Origin of the sequence: Streptomyces sp. NBC_00557 (assembly GCF_036345995.1) — a bacterium.
Classification (GTDB): domain Bacteria; phylum Actinomycetota; class Actinomycetes; order Streptomycetales; family Streptomycetaceae; genus Streptomyces.
Map to the genome: position 1 here is coordinate 3,931,210 of NZ_CP107796.1, position 19,837 is coordinate 3,951,046.

The window sequence follows — 19,837 nt, forward strand, 5'->3', positions numbered from 1 at the left end:
CACCGGGCGCCCGGCGCCGGACCCACGGGGACGAGGAAGCAGGCCGTCAGCGGGGTCCTGCCTTCCGGGTGCGGTTGATCGCGGACTCCACTGCCGCCACGCGGTCGGCGAGCAGGCCGAGGGCCGCTACCGCGCGGCTCAGCGGATCGTCGTCGGGGCCGCCGAGGGTGCGGGCGCGGACGTGGGCGGTCTTCAGGTCGGCCCAGCGGGCGGCCTGGGCCTCGGTGAGGGTGCCGCGCAGTTCGGCGAGTTTGAGGAGGCTGGCCTCGGCGCCCGTGGTCAGGGTCTGGGCCTCGGCCGTGTAGTGGTCGTCGACGACCGCCTCGCGTTCGGCGTCGTTCATGACCGGGCGCAGACGCCCGGCGATCTTGTTCATGTCGCGGTAGGAGCCCTGGAGGCGGAAGGGCGGCTCGGTGCGGGCGTCCTCCGACTGGGCGGCGGAGGCGATGTAGGCCGCGTTGACGCGGAGCACGGTGTCGCGGACCGCCGTCAGATGGCGCAGCAGCGCGAGCACGGCGTTCAGTTCGGCCGCCGGCATCGGGTGGGTGAGGCGGTCGGCGCGGGCCGTGGGGTCGGCCGCCGCGAGCCGGACCAGCAGGTCCAGGTCGGCCCGGTCGCGGGCGGCGAGCGGGGCGAGCACCGGGTTGGCGGTGAGGGCGTTCTCCACGAAGCTGAGCGCGAAGACGTCCTCCTTGCCGGTCAGGACGTCGCCGAGGTTCCACACGTCGGCGCGGCTGGCGAGCATGTCGGGGATGCGGAAGCGGTCCCCGGACTCGGTGTAGGGGTTGCCGGCCATGCAGACCGCGAACCGCTTGCCGCGCAGGTCGTAGGTGCGCGGCCGGCCGTCCCACACGCCGTCCACGCGCCGGGTGGCGTCGCACAGCGGGATGAACCTCTGCAGCAGCTCGGGCGAGGTGTGCTGGATGTCGTCCAGGTACAGGAGCGTGTTGTTGCCGGCCGCCAGCGCGAAGTTGACCTTCTCGATCTCGCGGCGTGCGGTGGCGTTCGGGGCGTCGGCCGGGTCCAGCGAGGTCACGGCGTGGCCGAGCGCCGGGCCGCTGACCCTGACCAGCATCAGGCCGAGCCGGTCGGCGACGTACTCCATGAGGGTCGTCTTGCCGTAGCCGGGAGGCGAGACGAGAAGGAGCAGACCGCCGGTGTCGGTGCGTTTCGACGCGCCGGTGGTGCCGAGCTGGCGGGCCAGGCTGTCGCCGACCAGCGGCAGGTACACCTCGTCGACCAGGCGGCCCCGGACGAACGCGGGCATCACGCGCGGGCGGTGCTCGTCCAGGCGGAGCCGGTCGCGTTCGGCCGCCACCAGGGCGGTACGGCGGCGCTGGTAGGCGCGGAAGGCGGGCACGTCCGAGGCCGCGAAGCGGGAGGTGCGGGCCAGGAACTCGTCCAGCCGGAGCAGGAGCCGGCCGCCGGCCACGCGCGGGTGCGTGCCCAGCAGTCCCTCCACCGTCGCCGTCAGCGGGGCGTCGCCGTCGTAGCGGGGCAGGCCGGGGCACAGTTCGGCGGCGACCGCCTCGGCCAGCTCGCCGGGCGTGGCCTCGGCGCCGGTGGCGGCGGCGTACGCGGCGAGCCAGGCGTGCACCACCTGCCGGCGCGCGGCCAGGCCGGTCAGCCCCTCCAGGTCGGTGCGGTAACTCCCCTCCGCGTGCCGGAACTTCTCCAGCAGCGTGCGCGCCGCGGCCCCGAGGACGAAGCCCTCCGGGCCGCCGGTCAGCTCCTCGAAGAGGTACGCGGCGGCCGGCGCGCCCGGCGCCGGCGCCTCCCACGCCTCGATCGCCCCGGCCAGCTCCCGCTGCAGCTCCCCGATGGCCGGCACGGCCCCGAAGGCGTCCCGGGCGCGGGCCAGCGACACCGCCCGCCGGGCCCACGCGGTGCGGGCCTCCTCGGTCGTGCCGTGCGCCCAGAACAGCTGCGCGGCGGCACGCGCGGCGGGCTCGTGCCGCAGGGTCCCGGCGCCCTCGTACAGCGGCAGCAGGGCCCGGAGCACGAGTGTCGCGTCGTGGTCGTGGACGCCGCGCTCGTAGCCCTCGTCGTACGACTCCTGCGCCGCCCGGCGGACCAGGCCCGGCAGGTCGTCGGCGGCGGTGAGAGCGGCCGGGCCGTGCTCGGCGAGCAGGCGGGCGGCGAGGTGCTCGGCGCGGTACACCTCGGGTGACTCCGAGGGCAGGTGGCGGTCCCAGCAGGGGCGGTACGCGGCGAAGTCCGGGTCGGCGACCGGGGCCCGGTAGTCGGTGCCGGTGACGGCGAAGGCCAGGGTGTCGCCGTGCGGGACGAGGGTGAGGTCGAGCGGCTGGGTGTTGACGGCGAAGCGGTGGCCGCCGAGCAGCAGGGTGCGGCCGTCCCCGTCGTACAGGTCGGCGCGGTCGCGCAGGGCGCGGGCGGCCTCCTGGCGGGCCGACTTCAGCCGGCCGTCCAGCTCCTCGGCGCGCACGCTGTCGCCGAGGGCGCGCAGCTCGTCGGCGGTGCGGCGGACCTTGGCGACCAGCGGGTCGGAGGCGAAGTACGCGGCGACCGCGTCGCCGTCGGCCAGGGTGGCGGCCCGGCGGCCGACCGTCTCCAGCATGCGCCCCGCCGAGACGGCGAGCTGCTCGGCGCGGCGTGCGCGGGCGTCGGCCAGGGACTGCTTGCGGGCGGCGAACGCCTCGTAGATCTCGGTACGCCGGCCGGCCAGCTCGGCGAGGAAGCCGTCGTACTCGGCGAACCGCCCGTCCAGGTCCTCCAACCGGGCGAGCACGGAGGCGAGTTGGTCGTCGCACTGCTCGGGCGTGCCGGACGCGGCGAGCGCGGCGGTGACGGCCTGGGCGAGCAGCGCGGTCTCGGCGGCGAACTCGGCCCGGCCCTCACTGTCCTTCAGGGCGCGGCGGCGGCCGTCGAGAAGGGCGCGTGCGCGGTTGACGCCGCCCAGCACCTCGGCGATCCGCTCCAGCACGGCCGTACGGACGACCGCGTCGGTGATGTCGAGGCCGGTCACCACCTCGGTGACGGTGCGCAGCCCGTCGGCGAGGCCGTCGAGCCGCTCGGCGACCGGCCGGGCGCCCGCCACGGTCTCGACGGCCGCCGCCTCCCCGGCCAGGTGCTCGACCTCCGTCTCCTGGGCGGCGAAGGCGTCCTCGCGCGCCAGGAACTGCACCGCGCGCCGCCCGAACCCGGCGAGGTCGTCCTCGGCGGCGGCCGCCAGCGCGTCGATGCGGGCGGTGTCGGCGTACCGCAGGTCCCGCAGGGTGAGCAGGTGCCCGTGCGCCCGCCGCAGTTCGGTCAGGCCGCGCACCCAGGCGGCGGCCTCGCGCGGGGCCTCGCCGCGCAGCCGGCGCACGACGGCCGCGATCCGCGCCTCCGCCTCGTCGAGGGCGACGGCGGCCTGCCGGGTCAGCTCCCGTACGGTCTCGAACTCGCCCAGCACCTGCTCGGCGGTCGCCCGGACCTGCTCCAGCGGTTCGGCGAGCCCGCCCAGTTCGGGGTCGGCGAGCCAGTGATGGGCGTCGGCGGCCCGCACGCACGCGGCGGTGAGCGCCCGGTACCCCTCGCTCGTCTCGATGCCGTCGGTCACCAGCCGGGCCACGGACAGGCAGTCGGCGAGCCCGCGCACGAGATCGGCGTTGCCGACCCGGGCCAGCGCGCCGGTGCCGGCGCGCAGCGCGGCGGCGTGCGTGTCGGAGACGTACGGCGAGGTCCACCACTGCACCGGATGGGTGTGCGCGGGCTCGTCGCTGGCGACCCGCAGCACGGCGAGCGCGCCGTCCTCGAACAGCGCCCAGCCCCGGCACGGCAGCGGAGCGGCGACCTCCTTGCGCAGGGTGTTGTACGACAGCAGCAGCGCGCGCCCTCCGGCCCGGGACCGGAAGGCGTACAGCACGTCCTCGCCGTTCGGCGCGCGCACCTCGCGCTCGAACTCCAGGCCGGCCGCGTCGAGGTCGTACGTCTTGTGGGCGCCGCCCGCGAGGCAGTACCCGCCGGGGAAGACGATCCCCTGCTCCTCGGGCAGCCGCCGGCACGCCTGCCCGATGCCGTCGAGCCGCACCACCGTGCGGCTGAGGGTGTCGAAGACGAGGTACCGGTCGTCCTCCTCCTTGTACGGCCGCACCCGCAGCAGCACCAGCGCGCCCACGCGCGCGTGCCCGACGGCCGCGTCCGCGAGCGCCTGCAGCGGCTCCTGCACGGGCTCGGCGTACAGCTCCTCGCCTTCCGCGGTGCGCACGGTGAGGGAGCCGCCGACGGTCGAGACGCCGAGCCCGCCGGGGACGGCGACGTACGGGCCGCCGCGTTCGAGGACGTGGTCCTCGCGGGTGGTCTGCGTCCAGGTGAGGTCCTGCGCGGGCGGGAAGACGTCGTCGCGGTCGCCGCGCGCGTCGAGGAACGCCACGGCGCCGTCCTCGGCGACGCGCCAGCGCAGCACGCGGACGTCGTCGGCCTTCTCGCCGGTGCGGAACACCGCGAGCAGCCGGCCGTCGACCCGGCGCAGGCGCAGCAGGCTCGCTTCGCGGTAGTAGCGGTGCAGGGCGGTGAACTCCTTGGCGAACGCAGGGTCGTCGAGGAGTCCGGGGACCGCGTCGTCCGGCAGCTCCTCGCCGTCGCGGTCGTGGAGCGCGAGTACGGCGGTGGCTCCGCCGGTTCCGCCGGTCGCGCCGAAGAGGAGGGTGTCCCCCACGGCCACGATGTCGCTCGGCACGCACGCGTGCGGCGTCCCCAGCCGGGCGGTGGCAACGAGGTCCAGTTTCGCCGACCCGAACTCCTCGGCCCGGCGGGCGTTCAGCGCCTCCGCCCTGCGGGCCAGCTCGGCCGCCTGCGCGGCGAGCCGGTCGCGGAGGACCTCGTAGGTACCGTCTGCCTGCGGCGCCTCGGCGGTGGGCATGTCGTGTGCGCTTCCCTTCAGTGGAGCGTGCGGCTACGAGTTCGGGGCCGTGTGCCAGGCGCTTGCGCAGCTGCGGGCAGTCGTGCCGCCAGGGGCGGCACGGGTGGGCGCAGCGGCACCTCACAGCGAGCAGCGCGCCCAACCCGCTCGCGCCCGCCTCAGCCAGGAGTACCGCTTCCGTTCAGGGCCGTGAGCGGCGTGTCCTGAAGGCCCAGTTCGCTTGCGCGGTCGAGCAGCTTCTGCAGCTGCCCGGCGTTCGGGCCGCCGCCCTTGATCTGCTTCATCAGCAGCGCCGACACCGTCAGGTTCCGTACGTCCGCCGATCCCAGCGATCCCAGCACCCGGCTGATGTCGTCCGTGAAGCTGCCCGAGCCGTCCAGCCACGGCTTCGCCAGGGCCTGCGCGGTGCCGGAGCTGGAGAGGAAGCCGTCCACGCCCTTGCCGAGGGCGATGGAGGACACCAGCCGGTCGAAGAAGACGGACTCCCCGCCGACGATGTCGATGTCGGCGTGCTCCAGACCGGTCGCGAGGACCGTCGCCTGGGCCTCGGCCACCTGCCGCTGGGTCTCCAGGCCGGCCAGCCGGATCTCCTTCTCCGCCTGGAGCCGCAGCCGGTACTCCTCGTGCCCGCGCGACGCCTCGTCCAGCGCGGCCATCGCGGCGGCCTTCTCGGTCAGACCGGCGGCCTCGGCCTTCAGCTTCTCGCCGATCGCGGCGGCCTCCGCGAGCGCCTTCGCCTGGGCGCTCTCCGCCTCGGCCAGGCCCTTGGCCCGCGCACCCTCCGCCTCGGCCTTCAGCCGCGCCGCGGTGGCCTCCGCCGCCGCCCGCGCGCCCTCGGCCTGAGCGAGCCCCTTCGCCCGCGCGCCCTCGGCCTCGGCGAGCGCCTTGGCCTGGGCGCCCTCCGCCTCGGCCCGCAGCCGTGCCTCGGTGGCCTCCGCCTCCGCGCGGCCGGCCTTGACGGTGACCTCGGCCTCCTTGTCGCGGACCTGCACCGCGGCAAGGCCTTCGGCGGCGGCCTCGGCCTGGACGCCCTCGGCGAGCCGCAGCTTGGCGCGGGCGTCGAGGTCGGCGGTCTTCAACCTGGCCTCGGCGAGGGTGAGTTCCTCGGCGGCCCGGTGCGTGGCGGCCTGTTCCGCCGCCTCGGCGGCCTTGATGTCCTTGACCAGCTTCTCCTGCGCCTCCGCCTCGGCGGCGATGACGAGGGCCTGCCGCTCCCGCTCGGCCTCCTCGACCACGCGGAGCTTCTTGATGGACTCCTCCTGCTCGGCGACCGTGCGGTCCACCGCGACCCGCTCCCGGATGACCTCGGCGATCTCCCGCTTCTCCGCCTCGACCTCCTTCTCGGCGGAGATCCTCGTCAGCTGGGTCTCCCGCTCGCGCGCGATGACCTCCAGCAGCCGGTCCTTCTCGATCCGCTCGTTCTCGACGGCGAGGACCCGCTCGCGGTTCTTCGCGGCGACGGCGATCTCCCGGGCCTGGTTCTCCCGCTGGACGCCCAGCTGCTCCTCGGTGCGCAGGAAGGCGGCCTGGGCGCGCAGCCGTTCCTCCTCCACCACGCGGGCGGTCTCGGCCTCCTCGCGGGCGCGGGACGTCTCGATCTCCCGCTTCTGCTTGATCTCGGCGTCCGCCTGCCGGCGCTCCAGCTCCAGGATGGCCTCGCGGGCGTCGACGTCCTGGCGGGTGATCTCCTTCTGCTCGTTGCGCCTGGCCTCGTTGGTGCGCACGTGCTCGACCGCCGTGAGCTCGGTGATCTTGCGGATGCCCTCGGCGTCGAGGACGTTGGCCGGGTCCATCTGGGACAGCGGGGTCTGCTCCAGGTAGTCGATCGCCGCGTCCTCGAGGTGGTAGCCGTTGAGGTCGATGCCGATCAACTCGATGATGTGGTACCGGAGTTCCTCACGCTTGGTGTAGAGGTCGGTGAAGTCCATCTGCTTGCCGACGGTCTTCAGCGCCTCGGAGAACTTCGCGTGGAACAGCTCCTGCAGCGTGTCCTGGTGGCTGGCGCGCTCGGTGCCCACGGTCTGGGCGACCTTGATGACGTCCTCGACGGTCTTGTTGACCTTGACGAAGAACAGGATCCTGATGTCGGCGCGGATGTTGTCCCGGCAGATCAGGCCGTCCCGCCCCGAGCGGCTGATCTCGATGGTCTTCACCGAGATGTCCATGACCTCGGCCTTGTGCAGGATCGGCAGCACCACCTGGCCGGTGAAGGAGACGTCGACCCGGCGCGTCTTCGACACGATGAGGGCCTGGCTCTGGTCCACCTTCCGGTACAGCCGCGAGAACCCGAGCAGCGCGAGCAGCACGACGACGAGACACGCGGCGACAAGCGCGCCGAGGACTTCCATGGCATACGTCCTTGCGTCAGACGACGAAACCGGAGCCCCCTCAGGGCCGCGGTGCCGGGCGTCTGCGTTGCCCGGCGCCGCGGCCCTCCGCAGTGCTCCCCCGCGGACGATGGTGCGGCCCCGGCCGCGGCCCGCGCATTGCCGGTTTCCGGCAGTGTTCACTAGGGTCTGCATGCCGGACAGGCGCCAAGGATGTGTCACCGGCGCGTCAGGATCGCGGGAATACGGGGACCACGGGGGACGGGAACCGCCATGGGGGACGAGCACGACAGACACGGCGCGCCCGAGCACTATCTGGACGGGTTCGCCCGGACGCTGGCGGAGGTCGCTGCCACCGGCCGGCGGCTGACCAGGGAGGAGCTGAAGGCCCGGCGGGCCCTGGGCGAGCAGGCCGCCGACGCCGGACACGGGCTGCGCGCGCTGATCGTGGCCCATCTGGCCGCCACCCGCGCCGCCTGGCCGTCCGTACCCGGCTCGGCCGACAGCCGCCTCGCCACGCTGGCGGCCGTGGAACAGGCGATCGACGCGTTCGCCGAGGGCTACGAACGCGCCCAGCGCCTGACCGTACGCCGGGAGGAGGCCGCGCGCCGGGAGTTCATCGACGACCTGCTGTACGGCCGCAGCGACCTCGGCCGGCTCGCCGAGCGCGCCGAGAGGTTCGGGCTGCGCCTGTCCCGGGCGCACGCGGTGGCCGTCGCCGAGGGGCCGTCCGCGTATGGCGAACAGGGGCCGGTCGCGCGCCGGGTCGAGGCCGCCGTACTCGCCCGCTTCGACTCCCGCAGCATCCTGCTGACCACCAAGAACGGACGGATGCTGTGCGTGGCGCCGGGCGAGGAGGACGAGATCCTCCAGCACTTCGCCCAGCAGGCGCAGGCCGCGACGGACGGCTGCCGGGTCGCCATCGGCCGGCCGCAGCACGGTGCGGGCGGAGTGGTGCAGTCGTACGAGGAGGCCCTCGCCGCGCTGGAGATGGCGGCGCGGCTCGGTCTGCCCGGGCCGGTGCTGCGCGCCGCCGACCTGCTCGTCTATCCGGTGCTGGCCCGGGACCGGCAGGCACTGGTCGACCTGGTGTCGCACACGCTCGGCCCGCTGACGGCGGCGCGTGGGGGAGCCGTGCCGCTGCTGGACACGCTCGGCGCGTACTTCGACTCCGGGTGCGTGGCCGCGGAGGCCGCGCGGCGCCTCGCCCTCAGTGTCCGCGCGCTGACCTACCGCCTCGACCGCATCCGCGCACTCACCGGCGCCGACCCGGCCGACCCGGCGCACCGCTACATGCTCCAGACAGCGGTCATCGGCGCCCGCCTCCTGGACTGGCCGAACCAGCCGCTGTGAACGCGGCTTTCCGACAAGGCCGTTGCTACTCCTCGTCGTCCGTGGTGCGCACCGGCGTCGCCCGGCCCGGCTCCCGCGGTTCGGCCGTCTCGGCGCGCAGCAGCAGGACGTCGCCGATGAAGAGGTCGTACACGACGATCCCGGCCACGGCGCCGATCAGCGGGCCGACGATCGGGATCCACCAGTAACCGCTGTACACGCCGGACACGCTGCCGGGGAAAGCGAGGCTGTTCCAGCCGGCCGCATAGGTGAACAGGCGCGGCCCGAAGTCACGGGCCGGGTTGATGGCGTAGCCCGCGTTCGCGCCGTAGGACATGCCGACGGCGGCGACGACGAAACCCACGACCAGCGGCCCGAGGTTGGCCTTCACCGCCTGGTTGCGCACGTCCAGGACGGCGGCGATCAGCATCAGCAGGAAGGCCGTGCCGACGATCTGGTCGACCAGGGGGCCCCACACACCGCCGTGGAAGTACGCCGCCGGGAACGTGGCGAAGATGGAGAAGGTGGCGTTCGTGTGGCCGTTCACCTTCGGCCCCGGTGCCGCGCTGTCGTAGGCGTGGATGGCGTCGTGGTAGACGAGGTACACGATCGCCGCGCCGGTGAGCGCCCCGGCGACCTGCGAGAACCAGTACGGCGGCACCTTGGCCCAGGGGAAGCCGCGGCGCACCGCCATGGCCAGGGTCACCGCCGGGTTGATGTGGGCCCCGCTGACACCGCCGGCCACGTACACGCCGAAGACCACGGCGAACGCCCAGCCCCAGGTGACCAGCAGCCAGTCGCCGGCCGCCAGGAAGATGGTGGTCGGCGTCGCCGCACGGCCGGAACCGGGCAGTGCGGCGACCGCCATGGCGACCACACCGCAGCCGAAGGCGATGAGCACCAGCGTCCCCAGGAACTCGGCGAGGCACTCGCCGAGCAGCCCTCCCCGGCTTCTCAGCCGCGACGGCTTGATGATCGGGGGGATGTCGACAGCCATGCGGGCCCCCTTGAAGAGAGCGATACGGCCAACGTCACCATCTTGGCCCACAAACCCCTGCTGCGCAGGTTGACGGTGCCCGGTCAGCCGTCCACGGGGCGGGGCGGGCCGGGGCCGTCTCCGGCTCAGGCGTCGAGGTCGTCGGCGAAGTGCCGGAACCCGTGCCGGTCCCGGTGCAGCCCCCACAGGGTCCGAGCCAGCACGGCCGGGTCCTTGCGCGCGTGCCCCGGGGTGATGGCACCCGGGATCACCAGCTGGGCGACGTGGATGTCCTCGCCCGCGAGGCGTTCGTGCAGCAGATGGCCGTACGCGCTCTCCGCGGCGAACGCGATGGAGGTACCGGCCCGTTCGGTGTGCGGTACGGCGGCGGTGCCGCCGTTGACGAACAGGATCGTGCCTCGCCCCAGCCGGCGCATCCCGGGCAGCACCTGCTGCACGGCGGCGACGGCTCCGTACACGGAGAACTCGATGGGCCCCACGAGGTCCCGGTGCCTGGTCTCCAGCACGGGCCGCATGAAGTCCCGGTGCGGCACCGGGCTGTACTGGAGCACCTCGACGGTGCCCAGTTCGTCCGCGGCCCGGGCCAGGGCGGCGGACAGCTCCTCCGGTCTGCGCACGTCGGCGGTGAAACCCCGTGCCCGGACGCCGTCGCCGCCGAGGTCGCGCACCAGCGCGTCCAGCCGCTCGCGGTCCCGGGCGAAGAGGGCGACGGCGAACCCCTCCTGCCCGAACCGCCGTGCGACGGCGGCTCCGAGACCCGGTCCGGCACCCACGATGGCGATGGTCGTCATGCCCTGCATCCGTACCGCGGACCGGGGCCGTCCACACTCACCGCCGAGCGTGCCGGACGGCGCGTGGCGCGATTGGGCCGTCCGGGTGCATCCGTCACCCGGACGGCCGAGCGTCGGCCGCTGAGCGCCACCCGGACGCCCTCGCGCGGCAAATATGGCGGGTAGCCGACGTCATGGCGTGCGCGGACCGCGAGCAGCAGGAGACAGACGACTTGTGAGCATCCTCAACGAACCCCATGGTGCCGCCGCGGCCGCGGAGTCGTACGAGAGTGAGATCCCGCTCAGGGGCAGGCAGCCCGGCAACGTCGTGGTGAAGTGGCTGACGACCACCGACCACAAGACGATCGGCACCCTGTACCTGGGCACGTCCTTCGCGTTCTTCCTGGTCGGCGGCCTGATGGCGCTGATCATGCGGGCCGAGCTGGCCCGGCCGGGCCTGCAGATCGTGTCCAAGGAGCAGTTCAACCAGCTGTTCACGATGCACGGCACCGTGATGCTGCTGATGTTCGCGACGCCGCTGTTCGCCGGTTTCACCAACTGGATCATGCCGTTGCAGATCGGGGCGCCGGATGTGGCGTTCCCGCGGCTGAACATGTTCGCCTACTGGCTGTACCTGTTCGGCTCGCTCATCGCCGTGGGCGGCTTCCTCACCCCCGACGGCGCGGCCGACTTCGGCTGGTTCGCCTACACCCCGCTGACCGACGCGAAGTTCTCCATCGGACTGGGCCCGGACCTGTGGATCATGGGCCTGGCCTTCTCCGGTTTCGGCACGATCCTCGGCTCGGTCAACTTCATCACCACGATCATCTGCATGCGCGCCCCCGGCATGACCATGTTCCGCATGCCGATCTTCACCTGGAACGTGCTGCTGACCGGTGTCCTGGTCCTGCTGGCCTTCCCGGTGCTGGCGGCCGCGCTGTTCGCCCTGGAGGTGGACCGCCAGTTCGGCGCCCACGTCTACGACGCCGCGAACGGCGGCCCCCTGCTGTGGCAGCACCTCTTCTGGTTCTTCGGCCATCCGGAGGTGTACATCATCGCGCTGCCGTTCTTCGGCATCGTCAGCGAGATCATCCCCGTGTTCGCCCGCAAGCCGATGTTCGGCTACATGGGCCTGATCGCCGCGACCATCTCCATCGCGGGCCTGTCCGTGACGGTGTGGGCGCACCACATGTACGTCACCGGCGGCGTGCTGCTGCCGTTCTTCTCCTTCATGACCTTCCTGATCGCCGTGCCGACCGGTGTGAAGTTCTTCAACTGGATCGGCACCATGTGGAAGGGCAGCCTGTCGTTCGAGACGCCGATGCTGTGGGCGACCGGCTTCCTCGTCACGTTCCTCTTCGGCGGCCTGACCGGTGTCATCCTGGCCTCCCCGCCGATGGACTTCCACGTCTCCGACTCGTACTTCGTGGTGGCCCACTTCCACTACGTCGTGTTCGGCACGGTCGTCTTCGCGATGTTCGCGGGCTTCCACTTCTGGTGGCCGAAGTGGACCGGCAAGATGCTCGACGAGCGCCTCGGCAAGATCACCTTCTGGACGCTGTTCATCGGCTTCCACACCACGTTCCTGGTCCAGCACTGGCTGGGCGCCGAGGGCATGCCGCGCCGGTACGCCGACTACCTGGCCGCCGACGGCTTCACCGCCCTGAACACGCTCTCCACGATCGGCTCGTTCCTGCTCGGCCTGTCGATGCTGCCGTTCCTCTACAACGTGTGGAAGACGGCCAAGTACGGCAAGCCGGTCGGCGTGGACGACCCCTGGGGGTACAGCCGTTCCCTGGAGTGGGCGACCTCCTGCCCGCCGCCGCGGCACAACTTCGTCACCCTGCCGCGGATCCGCAGCGAGTCCCCGGCGTTCGACCTGCACCACCCCGACATCGCGATGGGCGAGCACGCGCTGCAGGCCCCGGCGGGGATGCCCGACCGGAGCCAGGGGTGAGCGGTCCGCCCCGGCGCCTGCCCATGCAGGGGGCCGACGACGCGCTCGCCAACCAGGTCGAGGGCTATCTGCTGTGGCAGGCCCGGATCGCCGAGGCGGAGCAGCGGGCCCGGGAGTTCACCGGCCCGCTGGAGTGGCTGACGACCGCGCAGCGCGAGGAGGTCGAACGCCGCTACACCGCCGACAGCCTGGCCCGGGCCCGCGCCGACCTGGAGCGCATCGCGGCCCGCTGCGTGTCCCTGCGCGCCGAGTACGAACACCGCTACCGGGACCTCAAGCGCCGCTGCCTGGCCGTCACCCTCGCCGTCTGCGCGCTCTGCGCGGCCCTGGCGGGGCTCCTGGTACTCCTGTGACCCGGCCGGCGGCCCCCGCTGCCCGGACGCACGCCGTCCGGACTCACGCCATCCAGAAGAAGACCGCCGTCATCCGCTTCTCCTCCAGCGTCGTGCCGTGGTACGCCGTCGCGCTGTGCACCAGGTTGGCGTTGTAGAGGAGCAGGCGGTTGTACCGGTGGGGGACGCGGACGTCCTCCTCGAAGTGGCCGGCGGGCACGAAACGGGTGCCGAGGGCCTCGACGAGGTTGTTGTGCGGGGCCTGGACGATGTTGCCGCCGAGCCGGCCGCCCGGCAGGGACTGGCGGTAGAACGCGGTGCCGCAGGCCCCCGGCACATGGGGGTTGAGGTAGAGCACCGCCGCGTACCGGCACAGGGCGCGGGAGTCGGTGTGCGGGCGGGGCTCGCTCTCGCCCTCGCCGACCACCTGGACGCAGTTGTGGTTGAGGGTGCCGCCGCCGGGCGCCTGCTGCACCCACAGCTCCTTCGCCCCCGTCGCCTTCTTCACCAGCCGCTCGATCACGGCGAGTTCACCGGGCTCGAGTCCCGGCATGGCGCGCAGGCCGGGCCAGGTCTCGGAGGTGTACGGGTAGCCCTTGACCCAGTCGTCCTTGGCCAGGCAGCGCTCCCGTACGGCGTCGACGTCGGGCAGGGCGTCGTCGATGACCCAGTAGTCGCGGCCCTTGGTGGGCTTGCGGTAGGGCAGGACGGGAAGGGCGGCGCCGCCCGGGGGGCGGGGCGCGGGCAGACGGGACGGCGGTTGTGGGGGCATGCGGCGAATCTAGGACCGCGCTTCGTCGCCTTCTCCCGGAGACCGGTCAACGTTTCACCAACCGTTTGTCATGCACACCAACACATGGCAATCCGTGGCGGAGTCCCGGCCCCGCGCCACCGCGTACGCGTCCTGCGCGCCCTGGGCGCACTTTTTACCCGCGCCACCGATACGAATCGCTCCCGCGTCCGTATTGCTGTGCGTCCGAACCGCCCGGAGCCGCCGTCGCCCTGGGCGGATCCACGACCGGGCAGGAGGCACGGTGCGCTTTTCGCGGAACGCGACGGGAACTCTCTTCGTGGGCGGTGCGATGGCCATGACGCTCGCGGCCCTCGCCTACCCGAGCATGCTCGGCCTGACCAAGGCCACCACCGCCCAGGACCGCATCATCGCGAACACCCAGTGGGGCCCGCTCACCGAGCAGGACCGGGACTTCGTGGTGAAGGTGCGGTCGGCCGGCCTGTGGGAGTACCCGGTGGGACAGATGGGGCTGCAGAAGGGCACCACGCCGGGCGTCATCACGGCCAGCAAGCACCTGATCGACGGGCACGCCGCGCTGGACACCACCTGCCGCAAGATCGCCCCGCTGCTTAACATCACCCTGCCCAACCTGGCCAGCCCCCAGCAGCAGGGCTTCGTCAGCCAGTTGAAGGCGGACAACGGGAAGAAGTTCGACACCGACTTCGCCAACATCCTGCGGATGACGCACGGCGCGATCTTCAACGCCATCGCGAAGATCCGGTCCACCACCAAGAACTCGCTGGTGCGCGCCCTCGCCGACCAGGCCAACGACACCGTGCTGGACCACATGACGGTGATGGAGAAGACCGGTCTCGTCGACTTCGACCAGACCCTCTTCCAGCAGACGACCCCGCCGAAGCTGCCCGCCTCCGACCTGACCCCGCCGCCCCCGGCCCCCGGCCAGCAGCAGGTGGTGCTCACCCCGCCGCCGACCGCCACGTCGACGCCGGTCGACCTCAGCGGGCTGACCGGCGGCAACGCGTCGGGGCCGAGCCCGAGCCCGACGGTGCGCTGAGCGGTCCGCTCAGCCGAGCCAGACCGTGGTGTCCGGCGGCAGGGTCCGGGCGTCGGGCAGGGGCGTGCTGGCCAGCAGCGGCTCGCCCGGCGGCAGCGGTACGGGCCCGCCGCCGAGGTTGGTCACGCACCGCCAGCCCTCGCGGCGGGTGAAGTCCAGGACCCCGGCGGGGCTGTCGGCCGCCCAGGTCAGCGTCTCGCCCTCGAGCAGCTTGCGGCGCAGCCGCAGGGCGGTGCGGTACAGCTCCAGGGTGGAGCCCTCGGCGCCCGCCTGGGCCTCGACGGCGTACCGGGCGAAGGAGGACGGCTGGGGCAGCCACGCCGCGCCGGGCCCGAAGCCGTACGACGGTCCGCTCGTCGTCCACGGCAGCGGCACCCGGCAGCCGTCGCGGCCCTTGCGGACATGGCCGGTCTGCTCCCAGATCGGGTCCTGGAGGACCTCGGTGGGCAGGTCGGCGACCTCGGGCAGGCCGAGCTCCTCGCCCTGGTAGAGGTACGCCGATCCGGGCAGCGCCAGCATGAGCAGGGTCGCGGCGCGGGCCCGGCGCAGCCCGGCCGCGGCGTCCAGTGCGGGCGCGGTGCCGCCGGACATCAGCCAGGCGTCCGGGTCGGTGCCGGGCGGCAGCATCAGCCGGGAGGCGTGGCGTACGACGTCGTGGTTGGACAGCACCCAGGTGGCGGTGGCGCCGGCGGCCCGCGCGGTGGCCAGTTCGTCGGTGATGACGCGGCGCAGCTCGTCCGCGTCCCACCCGGCCTCCAGGTACTCGAAGTTGAAGGCCTGGCCGAGTTCGTCGGGGCGCGCGTACAGCGCGCGGCGGGCGCCCGGGACCCAGGCCTCGGCGACCGCCGTGCGCGGCGGGCTGTAGGCGTCGAACACCTTGCGCCAGTCCCGGTAGATCTCGTGCACCTCGTCGCGGTCCCAGTACGGGTGGCTGCCCGGCGGCACCAGCGGCAGGGCCGTCTCGCCGGTCGCGCCGATGCCCCCGATGTCCCGCAGCGGCTCGGAGAGGTCCTTGGCCAGGCCGTGGGCGACGTCGACGCGGAAGCCGTCCACGCCCCGGTCGGACCAGAAGCGCAGGGTGGCGCGGAAGTCGGCGCGGACCTGCTCGTGGTCCCAGTTGAGGTCGGGCTGTTCGGGGGCGAACAGGTGCAGGTACCACTCGCCGTCCGCGGTGCGGGTCCAGGCGCTGCCGCCGAAGACGGACGGCCAGTCGGTGGGCGGGAGTTCGCCGTGCGCGCCCCGGCCGGAGCGGAAGACGTAGCGCTCGCGGGCCGGGGAGCCGGGGCCGGAACGCAGGGCCTCCTGGAACCAGGGGTGCTGGTGCGAGGTGTGGTTGGGGACGAGGTCGACGACGACCTTCAGGCCGAGCCGGTGGGCCTCGGCGACCAGGGCGTCGAAGTCGTCCAGGGTGCCGAGGCGGGGGTCGACGTCCCGGTGGTCGGCGACGTCGTAGCCGCCGTCGGCCAGTTCGGAGGGGTAGAACGGGCTCAGCCACAGGGCGTCGACGCCGAGCGCGGCGAGGTGGTCGAGGCGGCGCGTGATGCCGCGCAGGTCGCCGAGCCCGTCGCCGTCGGCGTCGGCGAAGCTGCGCGGATAGACCTGGTAGATGACGGCCTGGCGCCACCAGTCGGGGTTCTTGGAGGAGAGGTCCGGAAAGCGGTCTGCCATGCGGGCTCCCTTCGGGGGTGGACGACAGTACAGGACATCTGTCCCCATTGCCCGGAAAAGGAACCCTTGCGTCTCCGGCGGTTCGGCCGCGTGCGGTGGCCGCGCGGAGGGGCCGTTCACTTCCCCGGCGGAGCCTGGACGCGCTACGGCCGCTCCACCGCGTCCAGGTACAGCTTCACGTAACGCTCCACGTCCACCTCCAACGCCACGTCGACCAGCGCCTGTTCGCGCGCGCCCTCGTGGATCTCCGACTCGCCGGGGCGGGGGCGGCGGTCGACCAGGGTCTGGCCCCGGGTGGGGCCGGGGGCGAGGGCGACCTCCACCGGGAGGAGCCGGGTACTGATGCCCTGCGGGTCGACGACCGCGCACACCGCGCCCGCGTCGCCGAGTCCGCCCGCCTCCTCGGCCTCCGGGGCCTCGCCCTGGAAGGTCGGCCGGTGGGCGAGGAGGTCGCCGGCCAGGCGGGTGCCGGGGTCGGTGCTCGCGCGCATCCGGTGCACGTCGGCGGCGGGCACGACGACCTGCATGAAGACGTCGAGGCCGTACATCGTGATCGGCACCCCGGCGGTGAGCAGGATCGCCGCCGCCTCCGGATCGTGCCAGACGTTGAACTCGGCGACCGGCGTGGCGTTGCCGGTGGCCACCGCGCCGCCCATGAACACGATCCGCTCGATGTTGCCGGTCACCTCCGGGTGGGTGCGCAGCAGCAGGGCGATGTTCGTCAGCGGCGCGGTCGGGATCAGGGTGACCGGGCGCGGGGAGGCCAGGATCTCGCGCCGCAGGAGCGTCACGGCGTCCACGTCCGCCGGGGCCCGGGACGGCGCGGGCAGGCCCAGGTCGCCCATGCCGTCGGAGCCGTGCACGTGCCGCGCCGAGCGCGCCGGCTCGATCAGCGGGCGCGCCGCGCCCCGGCCCACGGGGATCTCCGGGGCGCCCGCCCGCTCCAGCACGGTCAGGGTGTTGCGGACCACGCCGTCGACGTCCGTGTTCCCGGCGACGCAGGTCACCGCCCGCAGATCGAGGCCCGGGTGGCGCACGGCCAGCAGCAGCGCGAGGGCGTCGTCGACACCGGTGTCGCAGTCGATGATCACGGGGGTGGGCTGACCGGTCACGGCGGGCTCCTTCCGTCACGCCGACCTTAGATCAGGACGGACCGGCGCGGTCACTCCCACAGGGCGGTACCGCGCGCCCGCACCCGGCCGGCGATCCGGTCCAGCAGTTCGGGGACCGGCAGCTCCCCGGGCCGCCCGCCGCCGCGCAGCCGTACGGCCGCCCGGCCGGCCCCGGCCTCCCGCGCGCCGATCACCGCCTGGTACGGCACCAGGCGCGCGGCGCGGATCCGGGCGCCGAGGGTGCCCTCGGCCGGACCGGCGGCTTCGGCGCGCAGGCCCAGCGCCACGGCCTCCCGCACGACCCGGGCCGCCTGCTCCCGCTGTTCGTCGGAGACCGGCAGCACCACCAGCTGGACGGGCGCCAGCCAGGCCGGGAAGGCGCCGGCGTGCGCCTCGATCAGGTGGGCGACGGCCCGCTCCACGCTGCCGATGATGCTGCGGTGCACCATCACCGGGCGGTGCCGGGCGCCGTCCGCGCCGATGTACTGCAGGTCGAAGCGGGCCGGCTGGTGGAAGTCGATCTGCACGGTGGACAGGGTGGACTCGCGCCCGGCCGGGTCGGCGATCTGCACGTCGATCTTCGGGCCGTAGAAAGCCGCCTCGCCCTCCGCCTCCTCGTAGGCGACGCCCGACTCCTCCAGCACCTGCCGCAGCAGCCCGGTGGCCCGGCGCCACAGCTCCGGGCCGGCGACGTACTTGCCGCCCTCGCCGGGCAGCGACAGCCGGTGCCGTACGGCCTCGATGCCCAGGTCGGCGTAGGCGCGGGCGATCAGCTCCAGCGCGGCGCGGGCCTCCTCGACCGCCTGGTCCAGGGTGCAGAAGACGTGCGCGTCGTTGAGCTGGATGGCGCGCACACGGGTCAGTCCGCCGAGGACGCCGGACAGTTCGGCGCGGTGCATGCTGCCCACCTCGGCGATCCTGAGCGGCAGTTCGCGGTAACTGCGGGAGCGGGACCGGTAGATCAGGGCGTGGTGGGGGCACAGGCTCGGGCGCAGCACGACCTCCTCGGCGCCCAGCCTCATCGGCGGGTACATGTCGTCGCTGTAGTGGTCCCAGTGCCCGGAGATCTCGTACAGCTCCCGTTTGCCGAGCACGGGCGAGTACACGTGCCGGTACCCGGCAAGGCGTTCGGCCTCGCGGATGTACTCCTCCAGGGTGTGCCGTACGACCGCGCCGTCGGGCAGCCAGTACGGCAGGCCGGCGCCGATCAGCGGGTCGGTGCCGAAGAGGCCGAGTTCACGGCCGAGGCGGCGGTGGTCGGGGATCTGCTCGTTCATCGGGGTTCCTCCGCGGGTCCGGTGGGCGGGGCGAGGAACCGGGAGGACGCGGCAACGCCGAAGCCCCGGGGCGCTCGCCCCGGGGCCTGGATGCTGGTCAGCTGTCAGCGCGCCGGGACGGTCTCCGGCGTCGTCGTGCTCTTCGGGCACTGCGGGGCGCGCTGCATACGGGGACGGTAGCAGGCGGCGAAGCCGCCGCTCGAGCGCATTACGGCAGACCGCCGGGACCGGCCGGGCGGGGCGGAGTCCCCCGCTCACACCGGTCCGGCGGGCCTTTCACCCGGTTCCGGCGGGCCGGTCACCCGGACGGACGGGAGCGCTGGTGAGGCGGCCGGGGCGGTGGTGCCGTGAGATCAGGGACCACCGGCAGGTGCCCCCACCGGCGGACACGCGCCGGCGACCCCACCGGCCCCGAGCGCTCAGGAGGCACCGATGACCCCCGCGATACGCCCGCGCGACCCCCGTGCCCCCAAGATCCTCGGCGACCACGGCGGCCACGGACACCCGCCGGCCCCCGGCGCCCCGGACGACCCGGAGCCGCAGCACAGCCGCCTGCCCGGACTTCCAGGACTTCCAGGACTTCCAGAACATCTCAGGCTTCCCGTGCTCGCCCGCCTCGCCGATCTCCCCCGCGGTGTCGTGCTCTCCCTCATAGCCGTCGGGCTCGTCCTCGCCGGCGGCTGCGCGGCGCTCGTGCTGAATCAGCAGGACACGGCGACGCCGCCGATGCCGACGATCGACAAGCCGTCGAAGACGCCGAGGACCTCGCCCCGGCCCGACGGTTCCACGCTCACCGACGAGCAGGCCCGGGCCGCGCTGCTCACCCAGAGCGACCTCGGTGCCCCCTGGACGGCGACCCAGGGCGCGGCCACCTGGCGGGACCAGCTGCTGAAGGCGACCACCTCGGCCGGCGACTGCCAGCGGCTGCTGGACGCCCTCTACACCGACGAGATCCTCGGCGGCCCGGCCCGCGCCGCCACCGGCCTGGACGACACCGACACGGGCGCCCAGCTGCGCTACCAGATCGCCGCCCGCCGCCCCGCCGACGTCGACGCCGCCCTGGCGTGGCTCGGCACGATGCCGGCGCGGTGCGCGCGGTTCACGGCCACCACGCAGACCGGCATCCAGGAGGACGTCCAGGTCGGCGACGCCCCGCTGCCCAAGGTCGGGGACAGGAGCCAGGGCCTGCGGATCAGCCTCTCCGCCACCGACCGCGACGACCGGCACGCCGTGCTCACCCTGGAGGTGGCCGCCGTCCGCGCCGGCCAGGACGCGTTCGCCCTCACCAACGGCGGACTGGGCGACGTCCCGAACGACGCGACGCAGGCCGCGGTCCAGGTCGGCGCCCTGCGCCTGGCGGACGTCCGCAAGCAGGGCAGGGCGCAGGTGTGAC

General features: G+C 73.6%; 13 protein-coding genes. 5 read left to right on the forward strand and 8 right to left on the reverse strand.

The window, feature by feature from the left end:
- Nucleotides 1–46: 46 nt before the first annotated feature.
- Both OG956_RS16875 and OG956_RS16880 read right to left on the reverse strand, forming a co-directional pair.
- Entirely contained in the window at nt 47–4,864 is a 4,818-nt protein-coding gene (locus OG956_RS16875; protein WP_330338800.1) for a DNA repair ATPase, read from the reverse strand.
- 158 nt (nt 4,865–5,022) lie between these two features.
- Nucleotides 5,023–7,212 carry a flotillin family protein gene (locus OG956_RS16880; protein ID WP_330338801.1) on the reverse strand — a complete coding sequence of 730 codons (2,190 nt, stop codon included), beginning with the start codon at nt 7,210–7,212 and terminating at the stop codon, nt 5,023–5,025.
- Between the two features lie 252 nt (nt 7,213–7,464).
- On the opposite strand from OG956_RS16880, the gene OG956_RS16885 reads away from it, so the two are divergent.
- The gene (locus tag OG956_RS16885; RefSeq protein WP_330338802.1) at nt 7,465–8,544 is read left to right on the forward strand and encodes a PucR family transcriptional regulator; all 1,080 of its coding nucleotides are present in this window, start codon (nt 7,465–7,467) and stop codon (nt 8,542–8,544) included.
- Nucleotides 8,545–8,569: 25 nt separating this feature from the next.
- Here the strand turns inward: OG956_RS16885 and OG956_RS16890 are convergent, their stop codons facing one another.
- Nucleotides 8,570–9,520, reverse strand: a complete 951-nt coding sequence (locus OG956_RS16890) for an MIP/aquaporin family protein (RefSeq protein ID WP_330338803.1) — start codon at nt 9,518–9,520, stop codon at nt 8,570–8,572.
- Between the two features lie 125 nt (nt 9,521–9,645).
- Nucleotides 9,646–10,311 carry an SDR family NAD(P)-dependent oxidoreductase gene (locus tag OG956_RS16895; RefSeq protein WP_330338804.1) on the reverse strand — a complete coding sequence of 222 codons (666 nt, stop codon included), beginning with the start codon at nt 10,309–10,311 and terminating at the stop codon, nt 9,646–9,648.
- Nucleotides 10,312–10,525: 214 nt separating this feature from the next.
- Here OG956_RS16895 and ctaD point away from each other — a divergent pair, with 214 nt between their 5' ends.
- Together ctaD and OG956_RS16905 are read left to right on the forward strand one after the other, a co-directional pair.
- Nucleotides 10,526–12,247, forward strand: a complete 1,722-nt coding sequence (gene ctaD / locus OG956_RS16900; protein ID WP_443065568.1) for an aa3-type cytochrome oxidase subunit I — start codon at nt 10,526–10,528, stop codon at nt 12,245–12,247.
- Nucleotides 12,248–12,270: 23 nt separating this feature from the next.
- The gene (locus tag OG956_RS16905) at nt 12,271–12,600 is read left to right on the forward strand and encodes a cytochrome C oxidase subunit I (RefSeq protein ID WP_330342865.1); all 330 of its coding nucleotides are present in this window, start codon (nt 12,271–12,273) and stop codon (nt 12,598–12,600) included.
- 43 nt (nt 12,601–12,643) lie between these two features.
- Here the strand turns inward: OG956_RS16905 and OG956_RS16910 are convergent, their stop codons facing one another.
- Entirely contained in the window at nt 12,644–13,351 is a 708-nt protein-coding gene (locus tag OG956_RS16910; protein ID WP_330338805.1) for a DUF6445 family protein, read from the reverse strand.
- Between the two features lie 316 nt (nt 13,352–13,667).
- Here OG956_RS16910 and OG956_RS16915 point away from each other — a divergent pair, with 316 nt between their 5' ends.
- Complete coding sequence (locus OG956_RS16915; protein ID WP_443065681.1) at nt 13,668–14,387, forward strand: DUF4142 domain-containing protein; 720 nt, start codon at nt 13,668–13,670, stop codon at nt 14,385–14,387.
- Nucleotides 14,388–14,396: 9 nt separating this feature from the next.
- On the opposite strand, the gene OG956_RS16920 is transcribed toward OG956_RS16915, so the two are convergent.
- The 3 genes from OG956_RS16920 to thrS all read right to left on the reverse strand — a co-directional run bounded on the left by OG956_RS16920 (nt 14,397) and on the right by thrS (nt 18,444).
- Nucleotides 14,397–16,055 (reverse strand): glycoside hydrolase family 13 protein, encoded by a 1,659-nt coding sequence (locus OG956_RS16920; RefSeq protein WP_330338806.1) that lies wholly within the window; start codon nt 16,053–16,055, stop codon nt 14,397–14,399.
- 143 nt (nt 16,056–16,198) lie between these two features.
- Nucleotides 16,199–17,167: a nucleoside hydrolase gene (locus OG956_RS16925; RefSeq protein WP_330338807.1), complete on the reverse strand. Its 969-nt coding sequence runs from the start codon at nt 17,165–17,167 to the stop codon at nt 16,199–16,201.
- Between the two features lie 50 nt (nt 17,168–17,217).
- Nucleotides 17,218–18,444, reverse strand: coding sequence for a threonine--tRNA ligase (thrS, locus tag OG956_RS16930; RefSeq protein WP_330338808.1), 1,227 nt, complete (start codon nt 18,442–18,444; stop codon nt 17,218–17,220).
- Between the two features lie 432 nt (nt 18,445–18,876).
- On the opposite strand from thrS, the gene OG956_RS16935 reads away from it, so the two are divergent.
- Nucleotides 18,877–19,836, forward strand: coding sequence for a hypothetical protein (locus tag OG956_RS16935; RefSeq protein ID WP_330338809.1), 960 nt, complete (start codon nt 18,877–18,879; stop codon nt 19,834–19,836).
- Nucleotide 19,837 lies beyond the last annotated feature (1 nt).